Below are 22,855 nucleotides of genomic sequence, written 5' to 3' on the forward strand. Positions count from 1 at the left end.
TGCAGGACACAGAAAGGTTGAGCGAGTGGATTTTGCCCTGAGTCCGGAACAGGACATGCTGCGCGACGGTGCGCGGCGCTATCTCGCGGATGATTTCGCGGCGCGGCGGCGCGGCGACGGTGCCGCTGGTGGTACGGGTTGGCGAGGCTATGCCGATCTCGGCTGGCTCGCGTTGCTCGCGCCCGAAGATGCCGGGGGACTGGGCGGCGATATCGAGGATGTGCTGATCCTCGCCGAGGAAATGGGCCGGGCCCTGTCACTCCAACCCTATATCGCCTCGGCCGTCCTTGCGACCGGGCTGGTCGATCTGGTCGCCGCGGGGCAGCAGCGCCTCGATCTTCTGGGTGCGATGGCAAGCGGCGAACGACGCTTTGCACCGGCGCTGTACGAACCCGGCCGTCGCTACAGGCTGGAGCCCGAAGTCCGCGCTGTAACGTCAGGCGCCGGGTACCGGTTGTCCGGCGCCAAAAGCTTGGTCGCGGGCGCAGCGGGTGCGGACGGCCTGCTCGTGACGGCGTTGCTGGGCGACGGTGCTGTGGGCCTGTTTTTGGCGACGATGGAGAATGCCGCTATCTTCCCGACACGCTATGCGACGATCGACGACGGCAATGCCGCCGACGTCCGTTTCGAGCAGGTCGAGCTTGGTCCCGATGCCTTGCTGGGCATCACGACCGTCGATGCGGTCGAAGACGTGCTCGACGAAGCGCGGCTCGCGCTTTGCGCCGATACGCTGGGAGCGCTCGAGCGGGCGGTCGAGATCACCGCCGACTATCTGAAGACGCGCACCCAGTTCGGCCAGCCGCTCGCGAACTTCCAGGCGCTGCAGCACGGCGTCGTCGAAATGTATATCGACGCCGATTCGATCCGTTCCAGCCTGTATAACGCCATCGCCGTCTTCGATCGTGGCGGACGCGAAGACCGGCGACGCGCGGTGTCGAGTTGCTGGGTCAAGACCTTCGACGCGGCGAAAGGGATCGCCGGCATGGCGGTGCATCTGCATGGCGGCATCGGGATGACGACCGAATATCCGGTCGGTCATTATCTGCGGCGGGTGATGGTGTCCGAGCGCAGCTTCGGCGATGTCGAGCATCACCTTGCGCGCTATATGGAACTGGCCGGCTAGTCGCCCTTGAACACCGGTGTGCGCTTCTCGATGAAGGCGAGCACCGCTTCATGGTGGTCGTTCGATGCCATCGTGTAGGCCTCGAGCCCGGCATGCGCTTCGGCGGTGGCGATCGCCTGGCGGCAAAGCTCCATGTTGATCGACCGTTTCGTCGCGCGGATCGCCATTGTGGCGCCGCTTGCCAGCCGGTCGGCATAGGCATCGACTTCGGCGTCCAGTGCATCGGCCGCGACGGCCTTGTAAATCAATCCGATCGCTTGGGCTTCTGGCGCGGTCAGCGGGTCGCCGGTCAGCAGATGATGACGGGCCCGCGCATAGCCGATCAGTTGCGGCCAGATCAGCGCGCCGCCATCGCCCGCCGACAGGCCGATCCCGACGTGCGGATCGGCGATACGCGCATCGTTCGAAGCGATCACGACATCGCAGAGAAGCGCCAGCGTAGCGCCCAGTCCCATCGCGTGACCGTTCACCCGCGCGATAACGGGCTTTTCGAGACTCAACAGCGAATGAACGATCGCGGGAGCACGCGAAAGCAGGGCGGTCCGCAGCGCCTTGTCCTCCGTCGCCCTGAGCAGCCCCGGCAAATCCGCGCCAGCGGAGAAGGCGCGCCCGGCTCCCGTCAGGACAACGACGTCGCACGCCTCGTCGCGCCCCACGTCGAGAAATACGTACGAGAGCTCGTCGTGCAGCGCCCGGCCCACCGCGTTGAGCGGCGGGCTGTCCATCGTCACGGTCAGGACGCGGCCACGGCGGTCAAACCGGATATGCTCGTAGTTTTCGTACATCGTCGTCCTCATCTTTGCCGGGTGACCGGTGGCTTGTCATAGGGATCGCGCAGGAACTGCCGCAGCACCCTGTGAAAACTCGACACGGACCGCTCCTGCACGGGATTGGTGCGTTCGCCCTTGAAGCCGCGCGATTTGAAGCCCTTCTGGACCTCGGGAATATTTTCGAAATCCTGTCGGAAGATCAGCCCCCAGTCCCCGTCGCGCCAGTCTTCATAATATTCACGTTCGAGCGGTGGCTCCTGACCAGGGCCGTAGCGGACGAGCGACCAGATATCGAAGATGCAGCTTTCGGGATCGCGGCCGTTGGGCCGGACGCGATACCAGAGGACACCATCGACGAAGCCGTGGAGGAAGATGGTGTTGGGAAAGACGTGCCAGTCGAGGCCCGACCGCTCGATATATTCGGGGGTCAGCCCCTCGGGCCATCCCGACCCGTCGGCGGCGGCCGCCTCCATCTGGAATTCCGCCCATTTGGCGAGTGTCTCGACGGCGCCCGTCTCGGCCGGCACTTCGTCGCGGACCCGCATCGCCGCCGCATAGTTGCGCGGCGTCAACATGGTGCGCAGGTCTTCCCTGTACTGCTCGGCAAAGGTGACGATATGCTCCTTCATCGGCGGTTCCGGCCGCGCGGGAAGGCGGGGGGACCGGCGGAACGGAAGCGCGCCTTCGGATTCGAACCATGTCTGCGAATGGCGGCCGAATTCGCCGCTGTTCGAATAATCGTCGGTGAATTCCAGCAATTGCGGGTGCGCCTGCTGCACATGATAGAATTCGTTGAAAAAGCCGAGGACGGTCTTCCAGTTCGACGGCATCACGACCGTCTTATACCATTGGAATCTCAGCTTTTCGAACTCGAACTTCTCGCAATAGTCGGGCATGGGCGACAGGAAGTCGAGCAGCGGCTCGGCGTTCGCGTCCATGTTGATGAAGACGAAGCCGCCCCATGACTGACACTGGACTTCGGACAGCTTGATGTCCTCGTCCTTCAGGCAATCGCCCCAGTCACCCTTGTCGATCACCTTGATGTTCCGGCCATCGAGGCCGAAACGCCAGCCGTGAAAGGGACAGACGAACTGCCGGTTGTTGCCGCAGCCCTCGGTCAGCCTCCGGGCGCGATGCGGGCAGACATTGTGATAGGCTTTGATTTCGGTTTCGCTGGCGCGGATGACGACGACAGAGTCATCGACGATGTTATAGGTAACATAGTCGCCAACATCCGGTATCTCTTCGGCGCGGCACGCGAGCTGCCAGACGAACGGCCAGAGCTTGTCCGCTTCGAGGTCGGCGAAGTCCTGTGCGTAATACACCTCTTTGGGAACGAAATCGTCGCGCACTTCGTCGGGCGAATATTTGTCGTTCGGCATCGGCGTTCGGGCTCCGGCATGCCGCGCGATTGCGCGACTATTTCCATGGTGCGCCGAGACTAAAATGCACCGTTCGGAACCGTCTTGATATGCAGCGACAAAATCCCACCATCGGGCGACACGCGGCGAGGTCTTAATGAAAAGCCTGCTGCCGGCGCTGCGGAAGGCGTCCCCGAATGTCTGCCAGCGTTGAAATCCGTTCAAGAGCCGCCAGCCTGCCACTGGCCACAGCTTTCAAGCATAAAATCAGGACGGACTTTTCCGGCGGTGATTGCCGAAAGCTATAATTTCAGATGATAATTCGCCGGATAGCCTCGATCAGCCACGCGCGCTTTCACGATCTGCGACGATCAATGGCGACCGGATTGTAGCGGTAAGGGATTCGATGCTGATCAGGGGCGGGGCCTTGGCGCCGCGCCCCTGATCAACTCGTTCTTTCGAAGAAGCTTAGCTTTTGCAGGGCCCGATATTGGTGCTGGTCACCTGCATCTCCATTTCCATGTCGCCGCCGCCCATTGGCGACTTGCCCTTCGAGGTCACGAGAACATCGGTCTTCTTTCCGCCAAGGGTTCCCGCAAGGGCCAGTTCGACCTTCTGCGCGCCTTGCGTGCACGTGCCCGCAACATCGATCTTGCCGTCGCCGATCTGGTTCTTGTTCCAGGTGCAGGCCTCGCCATAGCCCTTCGACAGGGCACCGGCGATATCTTCCTTGTCGGCCTGTTCTTGCGTGAGGCACTGTTCGGTGCCGCCGGCGGCCGCGAGCTGCTTCGACATCTGGTCCTTCACATTATCGGGGACGCCCGGCATCTCGAACTTGACCAGCTTGATGTCGGTCTTCCAGTTGCCGGCTTCGCGCTTCACCGTCCCGGCCGGCGCAGCCGCCGTATCGTCGCTCTTGCCGCAGCCGCTCAATGCCAGCACCGCTCCGATCGCAGCGACCGTCAAAAACTTCTTCATGCTTCGATATTCCTTCGATTGTTGCTCTTGGGTCCCCCGAGAGATCGCAATCGCTTCACGCCCCAAGCGAGTGCGAGCGCGCATGTATCAAGATTTCAATGGGATGCACGTCCAAAGTTAGAAACCTACCTATCGTCGGCGTCCGCCGCCGGCCAAGCCCTCTGTCCCGACGCATCTCGCTCGAGCCGTGAGGGGCGCGATGAATCTCCCGCTATGTCTTTGCGAGAATGTTCAGCGGCAGAAATGCTGCAAGGAGCCGGCTCGACAAGGAACCGGAACCGCTGGCAGCGACGATCCTCTTCGACTCGGGAGAGATGCTACGGTCGATCGAAGGAGGACTGGATGATGATGCCAGGAAGCGCGTGAGCTTCGTCCACGAATCCGGAGCAGCGCGTGAGCCCGGCGTGGCGGACCCTTGTCTCCTCCTCTCGACCAATAGCCAAAAGATGCTCGTCCACGACCGACGCCAAGGCGCATGGCGCTCGCCCTGCGCTCCGAAGAAGACAGGTAGATTTCTGGCGAAAGATCCCGCTGCTGCGGTTTCGTATGGCATCGGGCCTGCTGGCCGCGACGGCCATCGGGCCGAGCGTCACGGAGGCAGGGTGCAAATATGTGAAAGTATGCGCAAGTGTTTAGTAAACCAGTAATTTACCAACAATTCCTATGCTGGATGTCTAAGGGACCAAAGAAAGACATCCTCTATGCGCTATGATCTGAAAAGGACACACGTAGCCGCCAATGTCCAGCGTGGGTTTGCTGGTCGGCTGAAAGTCGGGGGAGGCCTTTCGTGGTCCGTCCGTCGCCGTATCATGCAGGCGCTGCGTGCTTCTGTTCGGGTACTGGGGATGCGCCGCAAGCGTCGTAGCCTGGGTCCGGTTCATCCGGGAAGCGACACCGGTCGCTCGGTTGTCGGCGCCGCGATGGCGTCCGTGGCTCTGGCGCTGGTATCGCCGGCTCTTGCGACCGTCGTCACGGAGACGACGGCTGTCGATGTCGGCACACAGGGCTCCACCTGTTCCATCGCGTCGGCATCCCCCACTGTGGCGTCCACATGGACGTGCGAGGTGCCGAACGGCAGCGGAGGGTTCGCAACGATTTCCGGGGTGCCGAGCACTCCGACGGGCGATCCGGATCTGGCCTGGCTGAACAATTGGGTGTCGACCAATCTGCCGGGTGCAAACGCAATTGTTCTCGGCACGGCAACGACGCGCGCCTCCGGTGCCAATGCCATTGCGATCGGGAATGCAGCGTCCGCCGTTGGCCCGAGCGCCACTGCCGTTGGTGCGTATGCTTCGGCCACTGGAAATGAAGCGCTTGCTTTCGGTGCGGAGGCAGAAGCCGACGGTATTCATTCGGTTGCCATCGGATCACAGGCGCAGGCGCTCAACACCAATGCGATAGCAATCGGGCGCGAATCCGACGCACTCGGCGAGTATGCGGTCGGCATCGGTTCCGGCGCAGAGGCGAGAGGCAATCTGGGGACCGCGGTTGGCAACAATGCGCTCGCCCGACAAGGCGATACCGCGTTGGGCGCAGGCGCGCTGGACGGCACGATCTCTTCGGGATCGACGGTTGCGGTCGGTTATGGCGCCGGCCAGGGAGCCGGCGATGTCTCGCGCAGTACGTTTGTCGGTGCTTTTGCCGGGGCGGAATCGCAGGGCACGCAGAACAGCTTCAGTGGCTATTTCGGCGGCGCGGCAGCGATAGGGAACAACAACGTCGCGCATGGGGTCGCAGCAGGCGCGGCTGTAACGGGCGACAACAATGTTTCGATCGGCAATCAGGCCGGAACACAGGCGCAGATCGACAGCAACGGCAATCCTGTCGGGACGCTTGGGTCTGCATATAACCGCGCCGTCAACATCGGTCAGGATACCCGCGGCCTCGCCGACGATGCGGTCGCCATCGGGACCGATGCTGCGGCAGTTGAACGGGCGGTCGCGATCGGAACGGACGCGTCCGCACTGGGCCAGGATGGTGTGGCTGTCGGGGCGAGCGCGACGTCGGGAGCCACGGGCTACAATGTCGCCATCGGCGCAGGCGGAACATCGGCGAACGCCAATTCAACAAATGAAGGGGCCGTCGCGATCGGCGTCAGTCAATTTGCCACGGGTGATGGCGCCGTTGCCCTCGGTTCTTATAATACGGCGACTGGCGACGGGTCGGTCGCTATCGGCCGTGTGAGCTTCGCAACCGGCGACGGGTCGCTCGCCCTGGGGGACAGCGTCACGGCCAGCGGCAACCGTGCAGTCGCGCTCGGGACAACATCGAGTGCAATGGCCGACAGTGGGGTCGCGCTTGGTAATGGCGCAAAGGCGGATTCTGGTGACAGTGCTGTTGCAATCGGCCGCATCGCAAATGCATCCGGCGCTTTTGCCATCGCGATGGGTGATAGCGCCAGGGCATCGGCGGAAGATGCCCTGGCATTCGGATCGAACGCGCAGAGCAGCGGTATCGGCAGTATTGCGGTCGGGCTGGGAAGCCAGGTTTCAGGAGACCAGTCGATCGCGATCGGTGTCGGGCATGACGTGTCGGGGGATCGGTCGGGTGCCTTTGGCGATCCGACCACGATCACCGGCAACGACAGCTATGCCATCGGCAACGACAATGTGATCGACGCCGATCAGGCCTTCGTTCTGGGCAATAATGTCACCATCGCTGCGGGCACCGATCGCGCCGTTTCCTTGGGGCATAACAGCAATGTAACAGTCGCCGACGGCGTCGCCCTCGGTGCCGGATCGATCGCCGATACGGTCGTCGGGACTGCCTCTGCGACGATCAACGGCACGACCTATAATTTTGCGGGAGCCGTTCCGCTCAGCACGGTAAGCGTGGGAAGCGTCGGTAACGAGCGGACGATTACCAATCTCGCGGCCGGACGCGTCAGTGCGACGAGCACCGACGCGATCAATGGTTCCCAGCTCTTTGCGACGAACCAGGCGGTGGAGGCGAGCAAGACGCATTACGTCAGCATCAACGACGCAGGCCAGATTTTGGGCTCGGGCAACTATAACAACGATGGCGCGACCGGACTTGGCGCGATTGCAATCGGCACAAACGCCTCTGCTCAAGGTACTTTGAGTGTGGCATTCGGTTTTCAGTCCAGGTCGGTCGGGCGGGAATCGATCTCGGTTGGCTGGAACGCCACTTCGGCGGGCAATTCCGAGATCCATATCGGTACCGAGTCCGGGCTCGGCGGGGTCAGCACCAACGTAACGAATATCGGTATCGGCATTCGGACTGGCCAGAATGTGAGGGGAACGGCGAATACCGCAATGGGCTGGCAGGCGGGCAACCAGGTCACGGGCGACCTGAACGTGGCGCTGGGCCGGCAGTCCGGCATGAACGTGACGGGATCATTCAATACAGCTCTTGGTGCCTATACCGGACAAAATGTAACGGGTGCATCGAACATTGCCCTCGGTAATCTGGCAGGGAACGGCATCACCGCGAGCGATACGGTTTCAATCGGCAGCAACTCTGTCGCCGGCGCACAAAATGGTGACGTCGCTCTCGGGCGGGGCAGTGTCACTGCGGTGGTTGCGGGGACGGCGAGCAGCGTCAACAACGGCATTACCTACAATTATGCGGGTATTGCCCCGACCAGTACGGTCAGCATCGGCAATCTTGGGGCTGAACGCACAATCACCAATGTGGCGGCAGGACGCGTTTCATCGACCAGCACCGATGCTGTCAATGGCTCGCAACTCTTTGCCACGAATACGGCAGTCGGCAATCTGGCACAAAGCATCGCCGGTGGCATGAGCAGCAGCTCCTATGTGAATCCCGACGGCTCGGTGACGACGGCGCTGAATGTTGGCGGGACCACCTACAACAATGTCCAGGATGCGTTGACGCAGCTCAATGCCACCGCCGGTGCAGGCTGGAATATCAGTGCACAGGGTGCGAACGCGACCAATGTGGCCGCCGGCAGCGCGACGGGATCGACCGTCGACTTCAAGAGCAGCGACGGCAATGTCGTCGTCTCCAAGGACACGGCGAACAACGATATCGAGTTTGCGCTGGCCGACGACATCACGGTGGACAGCGTCACCGCCGGTAACACGACGGTGGACACCAGCGGGGTAAGCATCGCCGGCGGTCCGAACGGCACGGTGTCGCTGACCGGCAACGGTCTCGACAATGGCGGGAACCGGATCACCAATGTCGCGGCGGGTACCGCAGCGACCGACGCGGTGAACGTCGGTCAGCTCAACGCCGCAGTCGGCAGCGTCAATATCGGCTTTGCAGGCAACTCGGGTGCGAATATCACGCGGTCGAGCGGTCAGGTGCTCGTTATCCAGGGCGGCGGGACGACGACCGGGAGCTACTCGGGCGGCAATATCCGTACCGTGACCGATCCCGGAAGCGGCGCCATCAACATCGAGATGGCCGAAGCGCCGAAGTTCGGTACCGTCACGGTCAATGACGGCGGGACCGGCAAGATAACGGGCGTCACGGCGGCAACCCTGTCGTCGACCAGCACCGAGGCCGTGAATGGCAGCCAGCTTCATGCCACCAATCAAGCGGTCGCAGCCGCCACGCAGGCCGCAAATGCGGGATGGAACCTGACCGATGCGAACGGCAACGCCGCAAACATCGGCCCGGATGGCAACGTCGTCTTCGAGGGTGACGGTAATATCCGTGTGACCCAGACAGGCGCCGACGACGATGGCAAGATCGAGGTTGCGCTTGCCGACGATATCACGGTGGACAGCGTCACTGCCGGCAACACGACGCTGGATACCAGCGGCGTGAGCATCGCGGGTGGTCCCAGCGGCACGGTGTCGCTGACCGGCAGCGGTCTCGATAACGGCGGGAACCGGATCACCAATGTCGCGGCAGGCGTGATCGGCGCGGCTTCGACCGACGCGGTGAACGGGTCGCAGCTCTTTGCGCTCGGGAACAGCACGGCTTCGTCGCTGGGCGGCGGATCGAGCTATAATCCGAGCACGGGCCAGGTCGTCGCTTCGCTTTCGGTTGGCGGGACCACCTACAACAATGTGCAGGATGCGTTGACGCAGCTCAATGCCACCGCCGGTGCAGGCTGGATTATCAGCGCGCAGGGTGCGAACGCGACCAATGTGGCCGCCGGCAGCGCAACGGGATCGACCGTCGACTTCAAGAGCAGCGACGGCAATGTCGTCGTCTCCAAGGGCACAGCGAGCAACGATATCGAGTTTGCGCTGGCCGACGACATCACGGTGGACAGCGTCACCGCCGGTAACACGACGGTGGACACCAGCGGGGTAAGCATCGCCGGCGGTCCGAACGGCACGGTGTCGCTGACCGGCAACGGTCTCGACAATGGCGGGAACCGGATCACCAATGTCGCGGCGGGTACCGCAGCGACCGACGCGGTGAACGTCGGTCAGCTCAACGCCGCAGTCGGCAGCGTCAATATCGGCTTTGCAGGCAACTCGGGTGCGAATATCACGCGGTCGAGCGGTCAGGTGCTCGTTATCCAGGGCGGCGGGACGACGACCGGGAGCTACTCGGGCGGCAATATCCGTACCGTGACCGATCCCGGTAGCGGCGCCATCAACATCGAGATGGCCGAAGCGCCGAAGTTCGGTACCGTCACGGTCAATGACGGCGGGACCGGCAAGATAACGGGCGTCACGGCGGCAACCCTGTCGTCGACCAGCACCGAGGCCGTGAATGGCAGCCAGTTGGTGGCATTGGGGGACAGCATCGCGGCCTCGTTGAGCCCGGGCTCGACATACAACCCTGCGACCAACAGCATCACGGCGCAAATCGTCGTCGGAAACAATGTCTACAGCAATGTGCAGGACGCGTTGCAGGCCATAACGGTCAATGGCGGTGGCGGCGGTTGGACGCTGGCGAGCGGCGTGAACGGGTCAGGCGTAGTGACGGGCGATGCTTCGGCATCGATCGCACCCGGCGCGACGGCGACTTTCGTCGCCGGCAACAATATGACGATCAACCAGAGCGGCGGCGCCCTGGAGCTTGCGCTCAATCCCAACCTGACGGGAATTCAGAGCATTGCAATCACCGGCGGCCCGACGATCAACGGAAACGGCATCGATATGGGCGGTGACCGGATTACCAATGTCGGCGCGGGTGTTGCGCCAACCGATGCGGTCAATCTGGGGCAGATGAATGCCGGGCTAGCGAACACGCTCGGTCAGGCCAACCGTTATACCGATACGGCAATCGCCGACCTTCGCTTCGATCTGACCCGTTATCGGCGCGATGCCAATGGCGGCACGGCTGCGGCGATGGCGATGAGCCAGGTGCCGCAGGCTTTCGAGCCCGGTATGGGGATCGCGGGCATCGGCATGTCGACCTGGCAGGGCGAGCAGGCGATTGCATTCGGCATTTCGAAGGCATCCGACAACGGGCGCGTCGTTGTGCGAGCGACCGGCTCCTATAACAGCCGCAGCGAAGGCGGTGCGGCCGTAGGTGTCGGGTTCCAGTTCTGATCGGCAGGATCGCGCCGCTCCATGCGGCGACCAGCTCAGTCTCATTCCGGAGAATGACGAAAATGATTACCAGATATATGCTCGCCGCTTCAGCGATGCTTTGCCTGTCCGGCGCGGTTGCGGCCGCGGCAGATGGACTTCCTTCCTATCGGCCCGGGGTAAGCGACGCGATTACGTTTCCCGATGTCGAGCGCGCTACCCGCAAGGAAGGGGTATTCGTTGCGGCGCGTAATATTGCGATGGTGACCCCGGGCCTGACAAAAGATCAGGTCTACGCTCTGATCGGCGTGCCGCATTTCCACGAAGGATTGTTCGGCGTGCGACGCTGGAACTACATCGTGAACTTTTATACGGGTGAAGGCGACAAGTATGTCGCTTGCCAGTACCAGATACGTTTTGATCGCAAGGCACGCGTTGAACGCACCTGGTTTCGTGAACCGGCCTGCGTGAATATTCTCGAGCAGAACCTCGCGGGCAACACGCCAAAGAATGTAGAAAAATGATGGAAATGCGCTGCCTCGGCTCCTTTGTCTTCGCAATTGTTCTGGGTCTTTCCGGACCGGCGTCTGGCCAGAGGCCGGGGAGTGCGCCAGCGCCAGCGCGAGTTGCCACGCTTGGCCCGTCAAGCTTTCTGGATGCCGCGCAAAATGTCGTGAACGCGATCGACCGCTATGAAATGGCGACGGTCTGGGACGTCTCTTCACCCATCATGAAATCGAGCATTCCGAAGGATCGTTTCGTTGCGAACGTGGCGCAACGCAGAGCGGTCTTGGGAAGCATCCGGACTCGCGACTGGACATCCATCATGCGTGTGCCCATCACCAAGGCAGGCGGGCCGCTGCCCGTCGGGCAATATATCTCTATCCGCTTTGCAACGACCGGGCAGAATGGAAAGTCCGCGGAAGAAGTGGTCTCATTCAGCTTGGACCAGGATGGCCAATGGCGCATGGCGGGCTACACAATCCAGTAAGCTGGCTCGGAGGCCCTTTGCCGATGTCTGCGCCGGGAAGCCCGCGTTTGATAGGAGGCGTCCAAGCTCGACGTGGCGCAGAAAATTTCAATGGATGGGCGATATCGCCAATTTGAAAGCGCAAGGCTTTGCGAGCGATATTGCGGCTAGCCAGCACCGCGTCGGGGGCGATGACTTGGAGTGGTTGCGTCTGGGTTCAGAAGCAAAAATCAAACCGGGCAAGAGAGCGTGAGTTCCGAGTTTCTCGATTGATCGGACAGAGCAAGACATGCAGTATATCGTCGTACGACATGTGATTTAGGGCTTCATACTCGGCGATATTCGGAGGCCTCGTTGGTCGCTTTCACCTTCAATCTACATGGCTTCGTCTTCCAAGAAGGCGTTCACGTTCTTGTGAGCGCATATCATTCTGCCGCGGATGCGCTCCATGAGGAGTGAGCGCGTGCACGCGAAGATGCCCAAGCCTATGTTGATGGGGTAAATCAGGGCGAGATCGAACGGCAGGGGGAGCGGGAGGATGACGGGGCAATCGTGTGGGACCAGGAGCAAGTCCACGAGATGGAGATTGATACAAAAGTTGAAGCTCAGGAAGCCCTCCGGAAGGCCTTTGTGATTGCGCTCTACCATCACTGGGAGCGGTCAGCACGCAAGTGGACCGGTGACGACCGGCGGGATCATAGCAAGCTGGCGATTGCAGTGGAGGCGTTGGGTGACCCGATTCACCCGCGATTGGAAGCAGTCCGTGATCTCACTAACCTTCTGAAACACGACAACGATAAGTGGGGTCAGCAGCTCATTGAAACTTGGCCTGACGTTGTTTCGGGTCCGCGCGGACATGCGGGCGGGCGAACAGATTGGTATCGCGCGGTAAGACTGACTGACGCCCACATGACCGAAGCATTCAACATCGTTGGAGCTTCAGGACCCATCCAGAGCTTGTCGCCGAGCTAACCAATGAAGCAATAAGGAAGGCGCAGCTGCAAAATCGTCGTTCGTACCAGAGCTATCGCGGGTGCATTCAGCTGAACTGAGTGCGGCAAATAAAAGCGACGGGCGACATCGCAGCGCATTTGGAGTGCTGTGGCTTATCCGGATTGGAGCGCCCGCCGCTATCCCGCTAAAGTGAGTTTGGACCCCACCTCATTGCGAAGAACTGCTTCGGTATGGGAGAACAAGACCAAGAAAAAGAGCTAGCTTCCACCCAGGTGAAATTTTAAATTCAGTAAAATCATATGGATAATTGCACTGCGATTTCGAGCGTGCCTGAGGCCCCACTCTTCTGAGCAAGGTGTCTGTTGAAAAAAAAGCTGGATATGGCGCCTCACGAGCTTCCTGCGCGAACCGTGTTACACGGAAATGGCCGTTTCAACCGAGTCGCATGGCGGATTCAACCTGACGTAGCCAAGCGTCGGATTGCTAAGTCATTGGAATATAGTCTTCGATCGAAACTGATGGATCGAGGGTAGATAGGCCAATGCGGCGCCCGTTTGGACCCCAAGTGCGGCGACGCACCCAATGGTTGTTCGCGGGTCGGCACCTTCGATGTCCGCAATTTCCATTTTACGCCCAAAAGCGGACTGCCTCAAACCGGCCAGTAGCGATCATGCAGGCTGGGAATTCCGTCGCCTTTGCAATTCGGCCGCAATTTCCGCTAACGCTCCGGGGTTTTCGATAGTTGGCGGCGTGTCGACATCCTCTCCGTTGGCAAGTCGCCGAATGGCGGCGCGCAAGATCTTGCCCGATCGGGTCTTGGGCAGGGCATTGACGATGATGGCCTGCTTTAAAGCGGCAACGGGCCCAAGCTCTTCCCGCACAAGGGATATAATCTCGCCAGACAATTCTTCCGCCGCGTTCACGCCGCTCTTGACTACTGCAAAGGCGAGCGGGATCATGCCCTTGAGCTCGTCGTCGGCACCGATGACGGCGCATTCGGCAATGGCAGGGTGGGTGGCGATGATCTGCTCGATCTGTCCGGTCGAAAGTCGGTGCCCTGCAACATTGATGATATCGTCGGTGCGGCCCATGATATGGACGAACCCCTCATCGTCGATATGGCCCGCGTCGCCGCTCTCATAATGACGGGCGAAGCTTTGAAAGGCGCGGCCATAGCCCTCGGGATTGTTCCATAGGGAAGAATAGCAGCCGGGTGGCAGTGGCGTCCCGATGGCCATATGGCCGCTCGCCCCGGGTGCGACCGGCGCGCCGTCGTCGTTCAGCACGGCGAAGCGGAATCCGGGAACCGGAAAACCCGCGCTGCCCGCGCGCCGTCGTCTGTCGTCGAGCCCGAGGCAGGTTGCGACCGCAGGCCAGCCGAGTTCGGTCTGCCACCAATGGTCGATCACGGGAATGTCCAGTTGTTGCTCCGCCCAGAGCAACGTGTCGGGATCGGCGCGCTCGCCCGCGAGGAACATCGCGCGCAGGCGCCCGGTGCCTATGTCCTGAATGAATCGACCCTCGGGATCCTCCTTGCGGATCGCACGGATCGCGGTCGGCGCGGTGAAGAAGATGTCGACCTGATGCTCGGTGATCGTGCGCCAGAACGTCCCGGCGTCGGGGGTGCCGACCGGTTTGCCTTCGAAAAGCAACGTGGTGCATCCCGCGATCAGCGGACCGTAGACGATATAGCTGTGCCCCACGACCCACCCGACGTCGGATGCCGCCCAGAAGGTCTCGCCCGCTTGGGCTCCATAGATATGCTGCATGCTCCACGCGAGCGCCACCGCATGTCCGCCGTTCTGGCGCACTACGCCCTTTGGCGCTCCCGTGGTGCCCGAGGTGTAGAGGATATAGAGCGGGTCTGTTGCAGCGACCGGGACGCACCCGGCGGGGCGGGCAGCCTCATAGTTTTCGGTCCAGTCCCGGTCGCGGCCGGTGACCAGCTCGGCGACGCATTGTGGGCGCTGCAACAGCACCACATGCTCAATCCGGTGCGACGCCAATGCCAGCGCATGGTCGACAAGCGGCTTGTATGGAAGAATTCGGCCGCCCTCGACTCCGCATGAGGCGGTCAGCAGGGCGCGCGGCGCCGCATCGTCGATACGCTTGGCGAGTTCGGGGGCGGCGAAGCCGCCGAATACGACCGAGTGGATCGCCCCGATCCGCGCGCAGGCAAGCATCGCGAAGAGCGTCTCGGAGATCATCGGCATATAGATGATGACGCGGTCGCCTTTGCCGATGCCGAGGCTCGACAGCATTCCGGCGGTCCGCGATACCCGTTCGAGGAGCGTGTCGAAATCGATCTGCTGCCGTGCGCCGGTAACCGGACTTTCGTAGATGACCGCTATGTCTTTCCCGCGTCCTGCGGCGACATGGCGGTCGACCGCGTTGTGGCAGGTATTGAGCGTGCCGTCGGCGAACCAGCCCCGGCCCTCGGTCCATCCGCTCTGTGGGCGCTCGATCCAGTCGACGGCCCCGGCCGCCTCGAGCCAGAAGGCGTCGGGATTCGAGAGGCTGCTGGTATAGGTGTCTTCGTAAGTTGCGCTCATCGTCTCATACGGCCGCCGAAAGATCCTCGAGCAATTTGTGGTCGAGGATCGACGATATCTCGCCTGCCTCGTCGAGAAAGGCAATCGGGCCATGGTTGGTGAAGAGCAATTCGGTATATTCGGGAAATGCCGTGTGATCGTGCACCACGTCGAGCGGTTCATAACCATAGGTGCCGGGGCCTGCTTCGCCCATTCGATACGTCATCCGGCCCTTCGTCACATAATATTCCCCGGCACCGAGGTGGCGGTGCGGTCCGAAGAAGCTGCCGGGCTGGGCGCGAAACAACACGGTCCAGCGGCCCGTCTCGGCGCTCGAATAGAGCAATGCAAACTCGATCCCGTCGGCGATTGTTGCCCATTTCATGGCGGCGGGCGGAGTCAGATGTTCGTCCATCATGTCGAAATACTCGTGTAAAGGGTTCAGAAACGGACGGAAAATTCGGCGCCATAGGTCGCGCGCTCGCCATAATAGCGGGGCACGAAACCGAAGCCGCTCGTGTCGGTCGCATCGACGATATAGGCCTTTCCGGTGACGTTCTTCGCCCAGGCGGCGAGTTCCCATCCCTGGTCGGGATCGGCGAAGGCGACGCGCAGATTGAGCAGGCCATAGCCTTCGCCCGAGCTGATCAGTTCGTCCTGCGCATTGTTGTAATATTTCTTGCCGGTGTAGTTGTATTCGGCGCGCCAGCGCGTCTCGAACCTGCCGACCGGCACGGTAACCTGTGCAAAGGTCGACAGGGTGAATTTCGGTGCGCCGGGCATGCGGTTGCCCGAAAAGTCGCGCGGATCGCCGGTCACGGGATCGATCGCACCCGACAGGTAGTTCTTGTATTTGGCGTCGAGGATGCCGAGGTTGAGCCCCATGTCGAGCCAGTCCGTCGGCACGGCCGTCGCTTCGACCTCGATCCCCTTGATCGTGGCGTCTGCCGCATTGTCGAGCCCCAGCGTCGGCACCGCGCTGCCCGCCTGCCGGTTCACCGACAGCACCTGCAAATCGGTATAGTCGTAGTAGAAGGCCGAGAGGTTCAGCCGCAGGCGGCGATCGAACAAGGTGCTCTTCAGTCCGATTTCATAGGAGGTCAGATATTCGGGATCGACTTGCGTCCGCTCGGCGACGCTGGTGATGATACCGATGTTGAAGCCGCCCGCCTTGAAGCCGCGGTCGACGCTGGCATAGGCCAGAATATCGTCGGTTACGTCGAAGTCGGCCGCGATCCGCCACGTGAAGGATTTGAAGGTATCGCGCAGTGCCGCGAAGGGCACCAGCGGCACCGGTGCGCCGTCGGGAATGTCGGCATCGAAGAAACCGGGTACCAGGTCGGCGCGGTGCGTCGCACGCACCTTGTCGATCGTGTAGCGTCCGCCAACGGTCAGCCGCAGCGTCGGTATCACGGCGTAAGTCGCCTGTCCAAAGATCGCATAAGCGCGGTTCTTGCGCGTCGCCCGCGTGATCACCGGCAGCGCACCCTGCGCGAAGGTCAGTTCGCCGAGCAGGTCGGCATTGCTGTCGGCGTCGAGATCCTCCTGAAAATAATAAAGGCCGGCGATCGCGTTGAGCGGGCCGTTGTCATAGGCCAGCTGAAACTCCTGGGTCAGCTGTTCGGCGTCGGTCAGGAAGGTGATCTCGTCGACGCGCTTGGTGCCGCCATCGACATCGACGCGGTTGTCGACGTCGCTCTTGTCATAGCCGCTGATCGACTTGAAGGTGAAGTCGCCGAAGCTCTGCGCGATGTTGAGATTGACGAAGACATTGTCGCTGTGATTGCGCGACTGGCCGTTGAAGTTGAGCAAATTGGGATTGTCGGGGAAGGGGTCGGAATAGCCGAACAGGTCGGCGCCGTTGATCGTCCCGACGGGCTTGTTTTCCAGATAGTCGCTGCGGTCGCGGCCGCCGCCTACGGACAGACGGACGTCAGTGTCACCCGACGGCTGCCAGCGCAGGATCGCGCGTGCGGCGGCTTCGTCGACATCGATCGCACGGTCGCCGGTGAACAGGTTAACCTTCTCGCCGTCGCGGCGGCGGACAATCCCCGCGACGCGTAGCGAGAGCGTATCGGCCAGCGGCAGGCTCAGGGCGGCTTCGCCTTCGAACAGGTCGAAACGGCCATAGCCGAAGCGGGCATTGCCTTCGAATTTACCGTCGGGAAGTTTCGAGAAAAACTGGATCGCGCCGCCGGTCGTGTTCTTGCCGAAGAGGGTGCCTTGCGGGCCACGCACCACCTCGATCCGTTCGAGGTCGAACAGCGAGAAGATCTGGCTGCCGGTCGAGGCGACCACCACATCGTCGCGATAGATACTGATTGGACCAATGGACGATGCGTTGAAATCATTGTTGCCGACGCCGCGGATGAAGATGTTGGGAACGCCGCCGAACGTCTTGATCTCAAGGTTCGGAACCTGGTCTCCGATCGACAGGCTGTTCGTGAAGCCCGCTTCCCGGATTGCGGTATCGTCGAATGCGCTGACCGAGATGGGAACATCCTGAAGATTCTGCGCGCGCTTCTGTGCGGTGACGACGATTTCGCCGACGCCGCTCTGGGTCGCGTTATCCGTGCTTTCCTGAGCACAAGCCGGTGCTGCGATGGCGAGCGCCTGAACAGCTGCGGCGGCGTAGAGCGATGTACGGAACTGGTTTGTCATATGATCCCCTCCCAGGATAGCGGCGCCCTCTGTCGGGGCGTCCTGTTCGTTCCCGTTTCTAGGCGAGGGCGGCCATCCGGCGCATGTGCCTGAGCGGTGCAAAATTTGGCTGAGCGGGAACTGCGTGCGGCGCAAAGCGCGCGGAAGGCCGTGCTTTCGCGGCGGCAATTGTCTCATCGCGTAGCCATATTTGTGTCAGCGAGAACCCGGCGGACCCCTTGATTGCATCGCCACGCCAAAAGGCATAGCTTGCCGCGTTGGAGAGAGGGCAGGCCAATGCTTCTGACCGAGGAACAATGGACATCGGCGCATTTGCCGCCGCCGCGGCAACTGCCGGGATTCCAGGAAGTGTTCGACCGGACGCATTTCCATTGGGGGCTGAGCAAGGGCAATGGCGAGCGTTACGACGCGCAGGTGCGGCGGCGCGCGATCGACGACTTCGTCTTCACCGATATCGTGTGCGATCCGGTGACCGGCTATCGCACGATGGACGATGTGAAGCGCGGGACCGAGGATTATTTCTGCCTGCTCCATTTCGAGGAGGGGAATTGCCTGCTGCGGCAGGGGCGCAATGAATCGGTGGTGCGGCGCGACACGATCGCGGTGTGGGACAGCACGCGTCCCGCTATGTTCCAGAATAGCGAGCAGTTGCACCAGCTCTCGATCATGATCCCGCATCATATGGCGAAGACGATCGTGCCGGGGATCGAGGATATGTGTGGGCTGACCGTCGACGGCAGCGCGGGGCTGGGGGCGATCCTGCTGTCGCATCTGCGTCAGATCCACCGCACGGTCGAAACGGTGGATCCGCGCGACCGGACGGCCGTGCTTCGCGCAACCGTCGAGCTGGTGGCCGCGGCCTTTCGCCCTGACGTCGAGCAGCTTGGCGGAACCAATTTCCGGCGTGCGTTGCTCGGCCGGGTGCAGGACCATATCGTTGCGCATCTGGGCGACCCCGGATTGTCGGCCGCCAGCATCGCCGCCGCCTTTCGTTTCAGCCCGCGCTATCTCCACCGGTTGTTCGAGGAGTTCGGGGTCACCGTCGGGACGTGGATCCGCGAACGCCGCCTGCTTGCGGCACGTAGCGACCTGTCGAGCCGGTCGATGGCCTCCTATTCGATCACCGAGATCGCGATGCGGCGCGGCTTCGCCGATGCCTCGCATTTCAGCCATGCCTTTCGCGATGCTTTCGGGCTCTCGCCGCGAGCGTTTCGCCGCGTTGCGGCCGAATGTCCCGATGGTGCCGCCGCCGGTTCCCTCCCGCCCAAATAAGCCGCCGTTCTGATGCAAGTCAGGATGTATCCGCTCCCCTAGGTCGAAGAAACGACGATGGGAGACGGATATGGGCGACAGGCTCAACAATAAGGTCGCGTTGGTTACGGGGGCGGCGCAGGGCATCGGTGCGGCTATTGCTCGGGCGATGGCCGCCGAAGGCGCCCACGTCATTGCGGCGGACCGTAATGTGGCGGGGTGCGAAGCCCTCGCGGTGGAAAGCGGCATTTCGGCCTTGGCGCTTGATGTCACCAGCGAAAGCGACTGGGCCGCTGCGGCCGATCACATTGCATCGACTTTTGGAAGCTTTTCGATCCTGGTCAACAATGCCGGCGTCGAGCTGGTCAAGCCGATGACCGAGCACAGTCTGGCCGACTGGCGCGGTCTGATGGCCGTCAATGTCGACGGGTTGTTCCTCGGTTGCCGGACGATGCAGCCGCTGCTCGCGGCGAGTGGCGCGGCGAGCGTCGTCAATATCTCGTCGATCGCCGGGCTTGTCGGCTATCCCGACCAGCTCGCCTATAACACGTCGAAGGGCGCGGTGCGCCATATGACCAAGAGCCTTGCGATCGAATGGGCATCGCATGCGCTACCGATCCGCTGCAATTCGATCCATCCCGGCTGCATTCGCACGCCGATGCTGGAGATGGCGGTCGAGGGCTGGGTGCGCGAAGGGTCCATCCCGGCTGAAGACCCGTGGGCCGCGGTCGCTTCGCTGTGCCCGTTGAATCTCGTTGGCAGCCCTCGGGATATTGCGATGGGCGCGGTTTACCTCGCCAGCGACGAAGCGCGTTTCGTGACCGGGATCGAGCTGGTCATCGATGGCGGGTGGGTCGCCCGATGACCGGCGCGAGCAACGCCAGCGACCGGCTGTGGATGTACGCCACAATGATCAAGAGCCGCCATTTCGAGGCGCTGATCAAGCCCGCCTATTTCGAAGGCAAAAGCCCGGTGTTCAATATGGCGAAGGGGCCATTGCCGGGTGAGATGCATCTGTCCGACGGGCAGGAACCCTGCGCCGTTGGCGTCTGCGCTCATCTTCGGCCCGGTGATACGGTCACCGCGACGCATCGCCCGCACCATGTCGCGATCGCCAAGGGGGTTGATCTGGACGCAATGGCGGCGGAGATTTTCGGCAAGGCAAGCGGGCTGTCGGGCGGGCGCGGCGGTCATATGCATTTGTTCGACGCGCGGGTGAATTTTGCCTGTTCGGGCATCATTGCGCAGGGTTTGGGGCCAGCGGTCGGCGCGGCGCTAGCAAGCAAGCTGCGCGGTGACGATGCCGTCGCGGTCGCCTTTCTCGGCGAGGGCGCGGCGAACCAGGGGGCCTTTCATGAGGCGCTCAATCTCGCCTCGGTCTGGAAGGTGCCGGCGATCTTCGTGATCGAGGACAATGCATACGGCATCTCCGTCTCCAAGCGCGACTGCACGGCGGTCGAGCGTAATGCCGATCGCGCGGCGGCCTATGCCATGCCCGGCCATTTCGTCGCGGGCAATGACGCCGACGCGGTCCATACCATTGCCGGAGAGGCGATTGCGCGCGCGCGGCGCGGCGAGGGGCCATCGTTGCTCGAGATCGAGACCTGCCGGCTCGAGGGGCATTTCATGGGCGACGCGGAGGGCTATCGGCCCGAGGGCGAGGTTGAACGGTTGAAGGCGAGCGATCCCATTCCGGCCTATCGCGCGCGCCTACTCGCCGACGGTTTCGAGGCGGCTGACCTAGACCGCACCGCGGCCGAAGCCCGGGCGGCCGTCGATGCCGCCTTCGCCTTCGCGCGCGCCGCGGCTTATCCCGATCCGGAAGAGGCTTTCACTCATGTCTTCGCCTGACACTGCAACGGCCGTTCGGCCGGCTCGCCGCCTGACCATCGCCCGCGCGATCGCCGAAGCGATCGGGCAGGAAATGGAGCGCGATCCCGATGTCCTCGTCATGGGCGAGGATATTGCGAAGCTCGGCGGCGTCTTCGGTACCACAACCGGGCTGCTCGACCGCTTCGGCCCCGAACGCGTCCGCGATACACCGATCTCCGAGACCGCCTTCATCGGCGCCGCGGTGGGTCTCGCGGCCTCGGGAATGCGGCCCGTGGTCGAGTTGATGTTCGTCGATTTCTTCGGCGTATGCATGGACGCGATCTACAATCTCGCGGCCAAGCAGAGCTATTTCTCGGGTGGGCAGGTGACGTGCCCGATGGTGCTGATGACAAGCGTCGGCGGCGGCTATGGCGACGCGGGTCAGCATAGCCAGGCGCTCTACGCGACCTTCGGTCATCTGCCGGGGCTGAAGGTCGTCATTCCCTCGAACGCGCACGACGCGAAGGGCCTGATGCTGGCGGCCATCCGGGATCCCAACCCTGTGATCTTCATGTATCACAAGGCTCTGCAGGGCATGGGCTGGCTCGGGACCGTGCAACGTTCGATCACCGATGCGCCGGAGGGCGATTATGTTGTCCCGCTCGGCAAAGCGAAATGCGTGCGCGAGGGCGAAGATATTACGGTCGTGGGCCTGGGCCTTTCGGTTCATCAGGCGCTCGATGCCGCCGGGCAGCTGGCCGAAGGGGGCATTTCGGCTGAGGTCATCGATCTGATCAGCGTCGCGCCGCTCGACCGCGAAGCGGTGCGGGCGTCGGTGCGCAGGACCGGGAGGCTGCTTGTCGTCGACGATGATTATCTGAGCTACGGCGTTGGCGCTGAGATCATCGCCAGCGTCTGCGAAGCGGACATCCCGCTTCGCGCGCCGCCGCAGCGCATCGCCTTTCCCGACATTCCCGTGCCCTTCACCCCGGTGATGGAGCATTTCGTGCTGCCCAATGCAGACAAGGTCACGGCCGCTGTGCGCCAGATGATGAGGGTTTCGAACTGATGACCGACGTGACGATTCCGACCGGCCTGTGGAACGCCGACGATGAGGCCGCGATCTCGGCATGGCTCTACGCGGATGGTGACGCGGTCGCCGAAGGCGCGATCATCGCCGAGATCATGGTGGAGAAATCGAGCTATGAACTCATCGCGGCGGCTACGGGAACGCTGCAGATCCTGATCACGGCCGAGGTCCCGGTGCGTGCGGGGGCGGTGGCGGCACGGATCGTCTGAATGATCATGCCATCGACGATCGTGTCGCGCTTGGCGATGGCGATAGCAGATGATGTTCCCGTCGAGTGCGGCGACGGACGGACAGCGATCGACGCGGATGCCGTGCGCCTCGACGCCCTGCTCAGGGGTGACGCCAGCGCGGGCGGGTGGCGGCTATGGACAAACCGCCCTTGTCTCGTCACGACGCGCCGTTTTGCGGCCATGCCCCGCTTCGCCGATGCGGCGCTGGCGAGCGCCTGCCAAGGGTGGCCGGTGTTTGTGCGGCCGAGCGGGGGAACGACGGTCGCACATAGGCCCGGCACGTTGAACGCCAGCCATTTTCAATCGTGGCGCGGCGATGGCGACGATGCGATCCGTCGGTTCCGGATATTCTGCGAGCATCTGGCAACGTCAATCGGTGCTGTAGGTATACCGGCATATTTGGGACGTGTAGATCGCAGCTACTGTGACGGCCGCTTCAATCTGGTATCAGAAGGTCGGAAATTGGCGGGCACTGCATCGCTGGTACGGCTTAGTGGCGGCAACGTCGGGTTGCTCTCCCATGCGTCCATCTGGGTGACAGGGGAGATTGCGGCGGATATCGAAGCTATCGAACGCTTCGAGCACGCGCTGGGACTTCAAGCATCATACTCCCACCATGTGCACATGACACTGGAACATCGCCTTATGACGGCTTCCGCAAGCGAAGACACATAAGCGGCCTGACCGCTAGCGGCCATT

Annotated in this window: 18 protein-coding genes; 12 read left to right on the top strand and 6 right to left on the bottom strand. The window is 62.3% G+C overall.

The annotated features are described in order from the left end of the window. Positions 1-25 precede the first annotated feature (25 nt). Positions 26-1,123 (top strand): acyl-CoA dehydrogenase family protein, encoded by a 1,098-nt coding sequence (locus tag L7H23_RS16215; RefSeq protein WP_237836900.1) that lies wholly within the window; start codon positions 26-28, stop codon positions 1,121-1,123. Here the strand turns inward: L7H23_RS16215 and L7H23_RS16220 are convergent. From L7H23_RS16220 to L7H23_RS16230, 3 genes are all read right to left on the bottom strand, one after another. Then, positions 1,120-1,920 (bottom strand): enoyl-CoA hydratase-related protein, encoded by an 801-nt coding sequence (locus L7H23_RS16220; protein ID WP_237836901.1) that lies wholly within the window; start codon positions 1,918-1,920, stop codon positions 1,120-1,122. The two genes, L7H23_RS16215 and L7H23_RS16220, sit on opposite strands and share 4 nt — an antisense overlap. Then, positions 1,917-3,275, bottom strand: a complete 1,359-nt coding sequence (locus L7H23_RS16225) for an aromatic ring-hydroxylating dioxygenase subunit alpha (protein WP_237836902.1) — start codon at positions 3,273-3,275, stop codon at positions 1,917-1,919. Before L7H23_RS16225 ends, L7H23_RS16220 begins: the two co-directional genes overlap by 4 nt. Before the next feature lie 447 nt (positions 3,276-3,722). Continuing rightward, the gene (locus L7H23_RS16230) at positions 3,723-4,232 is read right to left on the bottom strand and encodes a DUF3617 domain-containing protein (protein WP_237836903.1); all 510 of its coding nucleotides are present in this window, start codon (positions 4,230-4,232) and stop codon (positions 3,723-3,725) included. A gap of 701 nt (positions 4,233-4,933) precedes the next feature. Here L7H23_RS16230 and L7H23_RS16235 point away from each other — a divergent pair. From L7H23_RS16235 to L7H23_RS16255, 5 genes are all read left to right on the top strand, one after another. Then, positions 4,934-10,678 (top strand): YadA-like family protein, encoded by a 5,745-nt coding sequence (locus tag L7H23_RS16235; RefSeq protein WP_237836904.1) that lies wholly within the window; start codon positions 4,934-4,936, stop codon positions 10,676-10,678. A 53-nt stretch (positions 10,679-10,731) separates the two neighbouring features. Beyond that, on the top strand, positions 10,732-11,181 hold the full coding sequence (locus L7H23_RS16240) for an outer membrane protein assembly factor BamE (protein ID WP_237836905.1): 450 nt from the start codon (positions 10,732-10,734) through the stop codon (positions 11,179-11,181). Continuing rightward, positions 11,178-11,648 carry a DUF4019 domain-containing protein gene (locus L7H23_RS16245; protein ID WP_237836906.1) on the top strand — a complete coding sequence of 157 codons (471 nt, stop codon included), beginning with the start codon at positions 11,178-11,180 and terminating at the stop codon, positions 11,646-11,648. The genes L7H23_RS16240 and L7H23_RS16245 overlap by 4 nt, the downstream gene beginning before the upstream one ends. Before the next feature lie 94 nt (positions 11,649-11,742). Further along, positions 11,743-11,880: a hypothetical protein gene (locus tag L7H23_RS16250; protein ID WP_237836907.1), complete on the top strand. Its 138-nt coding sequence runs from the start codon at positions 11,743-11,745 to the stop codon at positions 11,878-11,880. Between the two features lie 326 nt (positions 11,881-12,206). Beyond that, a complete protein-coding gene (locus tag L7H23_RS16255) occupies positions 12,207-12,599 on the top strand; it encodes a hypothetical protein (RefSeq protein WP_237836908.1) in 393 nt (130 codons plus the stop codon). 650 nt (positions 12,600-13,249) lie between these two features. Here L7H23_RS16255 and L7H23_RS16260 read toward each other — a convergent pair. The 3 genes from L7H23_RS16260 to L7H23_RS16270 are packed head-to-tail and all read right to left on the bottom strand — an operon-like array spanning position 13,250 to position 17,773. Next, complete coding sequence (locus tag L7H23_RS16260; RefSeq protein WP_237836909.1) at positions 13,250-15,133, bottom strand: AMP-binding protein; 1,884 nt, start codon at positions 15,131-15,133, stop codon at positions 13,250-13,252. Positions 15,134-15,137: 4 nt separating this feature from the next. Beyond that, on the bottom strand, positions 15,138-15,530 hold the full coding sequence (locus tag L7H23_RS16265; RefSeq protein ID WP_237836910.1) for a 2,4'-dihydroxyacetophenone dioxygenase family protein: 393 nt from the start codon (positions 15,528-15,530) through the stop codon (positions 15,138-15,140). Between the two features lie 23 nt (positions 15,531-15,553). Next, complete coding sequence (locus tag L7H23_RS16270; RefSeq protein ID WP_237836911.1) at positions 15,554-17,773, bottom strand: TonB-dependent receptor; 2,220 nt, start codon at positions 17,771-17,773, stop codon at positions 15,554-15,556. A gap of 276 nt (positions 17,774-18,049) precedes the next feature. Between L7H23_RS16270 and L7H23_RS16275 the strand changes: the two genes are divergently transcribed. The 6 genes from L7H23_RS16275 (at position 18,050) to L7H23_RS16300 (ending at position 22,831) form a co-directional block, all read left to right on the top strand. Further along, entirely contained in the window at positions 18,050-19,045 is a 996-nt protein-coding gene (locus L7H23_RS16275; RefSeq protein WP_237836912.1) for a helix-turn-helix domain-containing protein, read from the top strand. Between the two features lie 70 nt (positions 19,046-19,115). After that, the gene (locus tag L7H23_RS16280) at positions 19,116-19,889 is read left to right on the top strand and encodes an SDR family oxidoreductase (protein ID WP_237836913.1); all 774 of its coding nucleotides are present in this window, start codon (positions 19,116-19,118) and stop codon (positions 19,887-19,889) included. After that, on the top strand, positions 19,886-20,875 hold the full coding sequence (locus tag L7H23_RS16285; protein ID WP_237836914.1) for a thiamine pyrophosphate-dependent enzyme: 990 nt from the start codon (positions 19,886-19,888) through the stop codon (positions 20,873-20,875). The genes L7H23_RS16280 and L7H23_RS16285 overlap by 4 nt, the downstream gene beginning before the upstream one ends. Continuing rightward, the gene (locus tag L7H23_RS16290) at positions 20,862-21,905 is read left to right on the top strand and encodes an alpha-ketoacid dehydrogenase subunit beta (RefSeq protein ID WP_237836915.1); all 1,044 of its coding nucleotides are present in this window, start codon (positions 20,862-20,864) and stop codon (positions 21,903-21,905) included. Before L7H23_RS16285 ends, L7H23_RS16290 begins: the two co-directional genes overlap by 14 nt. After that, positions 21,905-22,135, top strand: coding sequence for a lipoyl domain-containing protein (locus L7H23_RS16295; RefSeq protein WP_237836916.1), 231 nt, complete (start codon positions 21,905-21,907; stop codon positions 22,133-22,135). The genes L7H23_RS16290 and L7H23_RS16295 overlap by 1 nt, the downstream gene beginning before the upstream one ends. Further along, positions 22,136-22,831, top strand: coding sequence for a hypothetical protein (locus tag L7H23_RS16300; RefSeq protein WP_237836917.1), 696 nt, complete (start codon positions 22,136-22,138; stop codon positions 22,829-22,831). The last annotated feature ends 24 nt before the right edge of the window (positions 22,832-22,855 follow it).

It is taken from the genome of Sphingopyxis sp. BSN-002, from assembly GCF_022024275.1.
Taxonomy (GTDB): domain Bacteria; phylum Pseudomonadota; class Alphaproteobacteria; order Sphingomonadales; family Sphingomonadaceae; genus Sphingopyxis.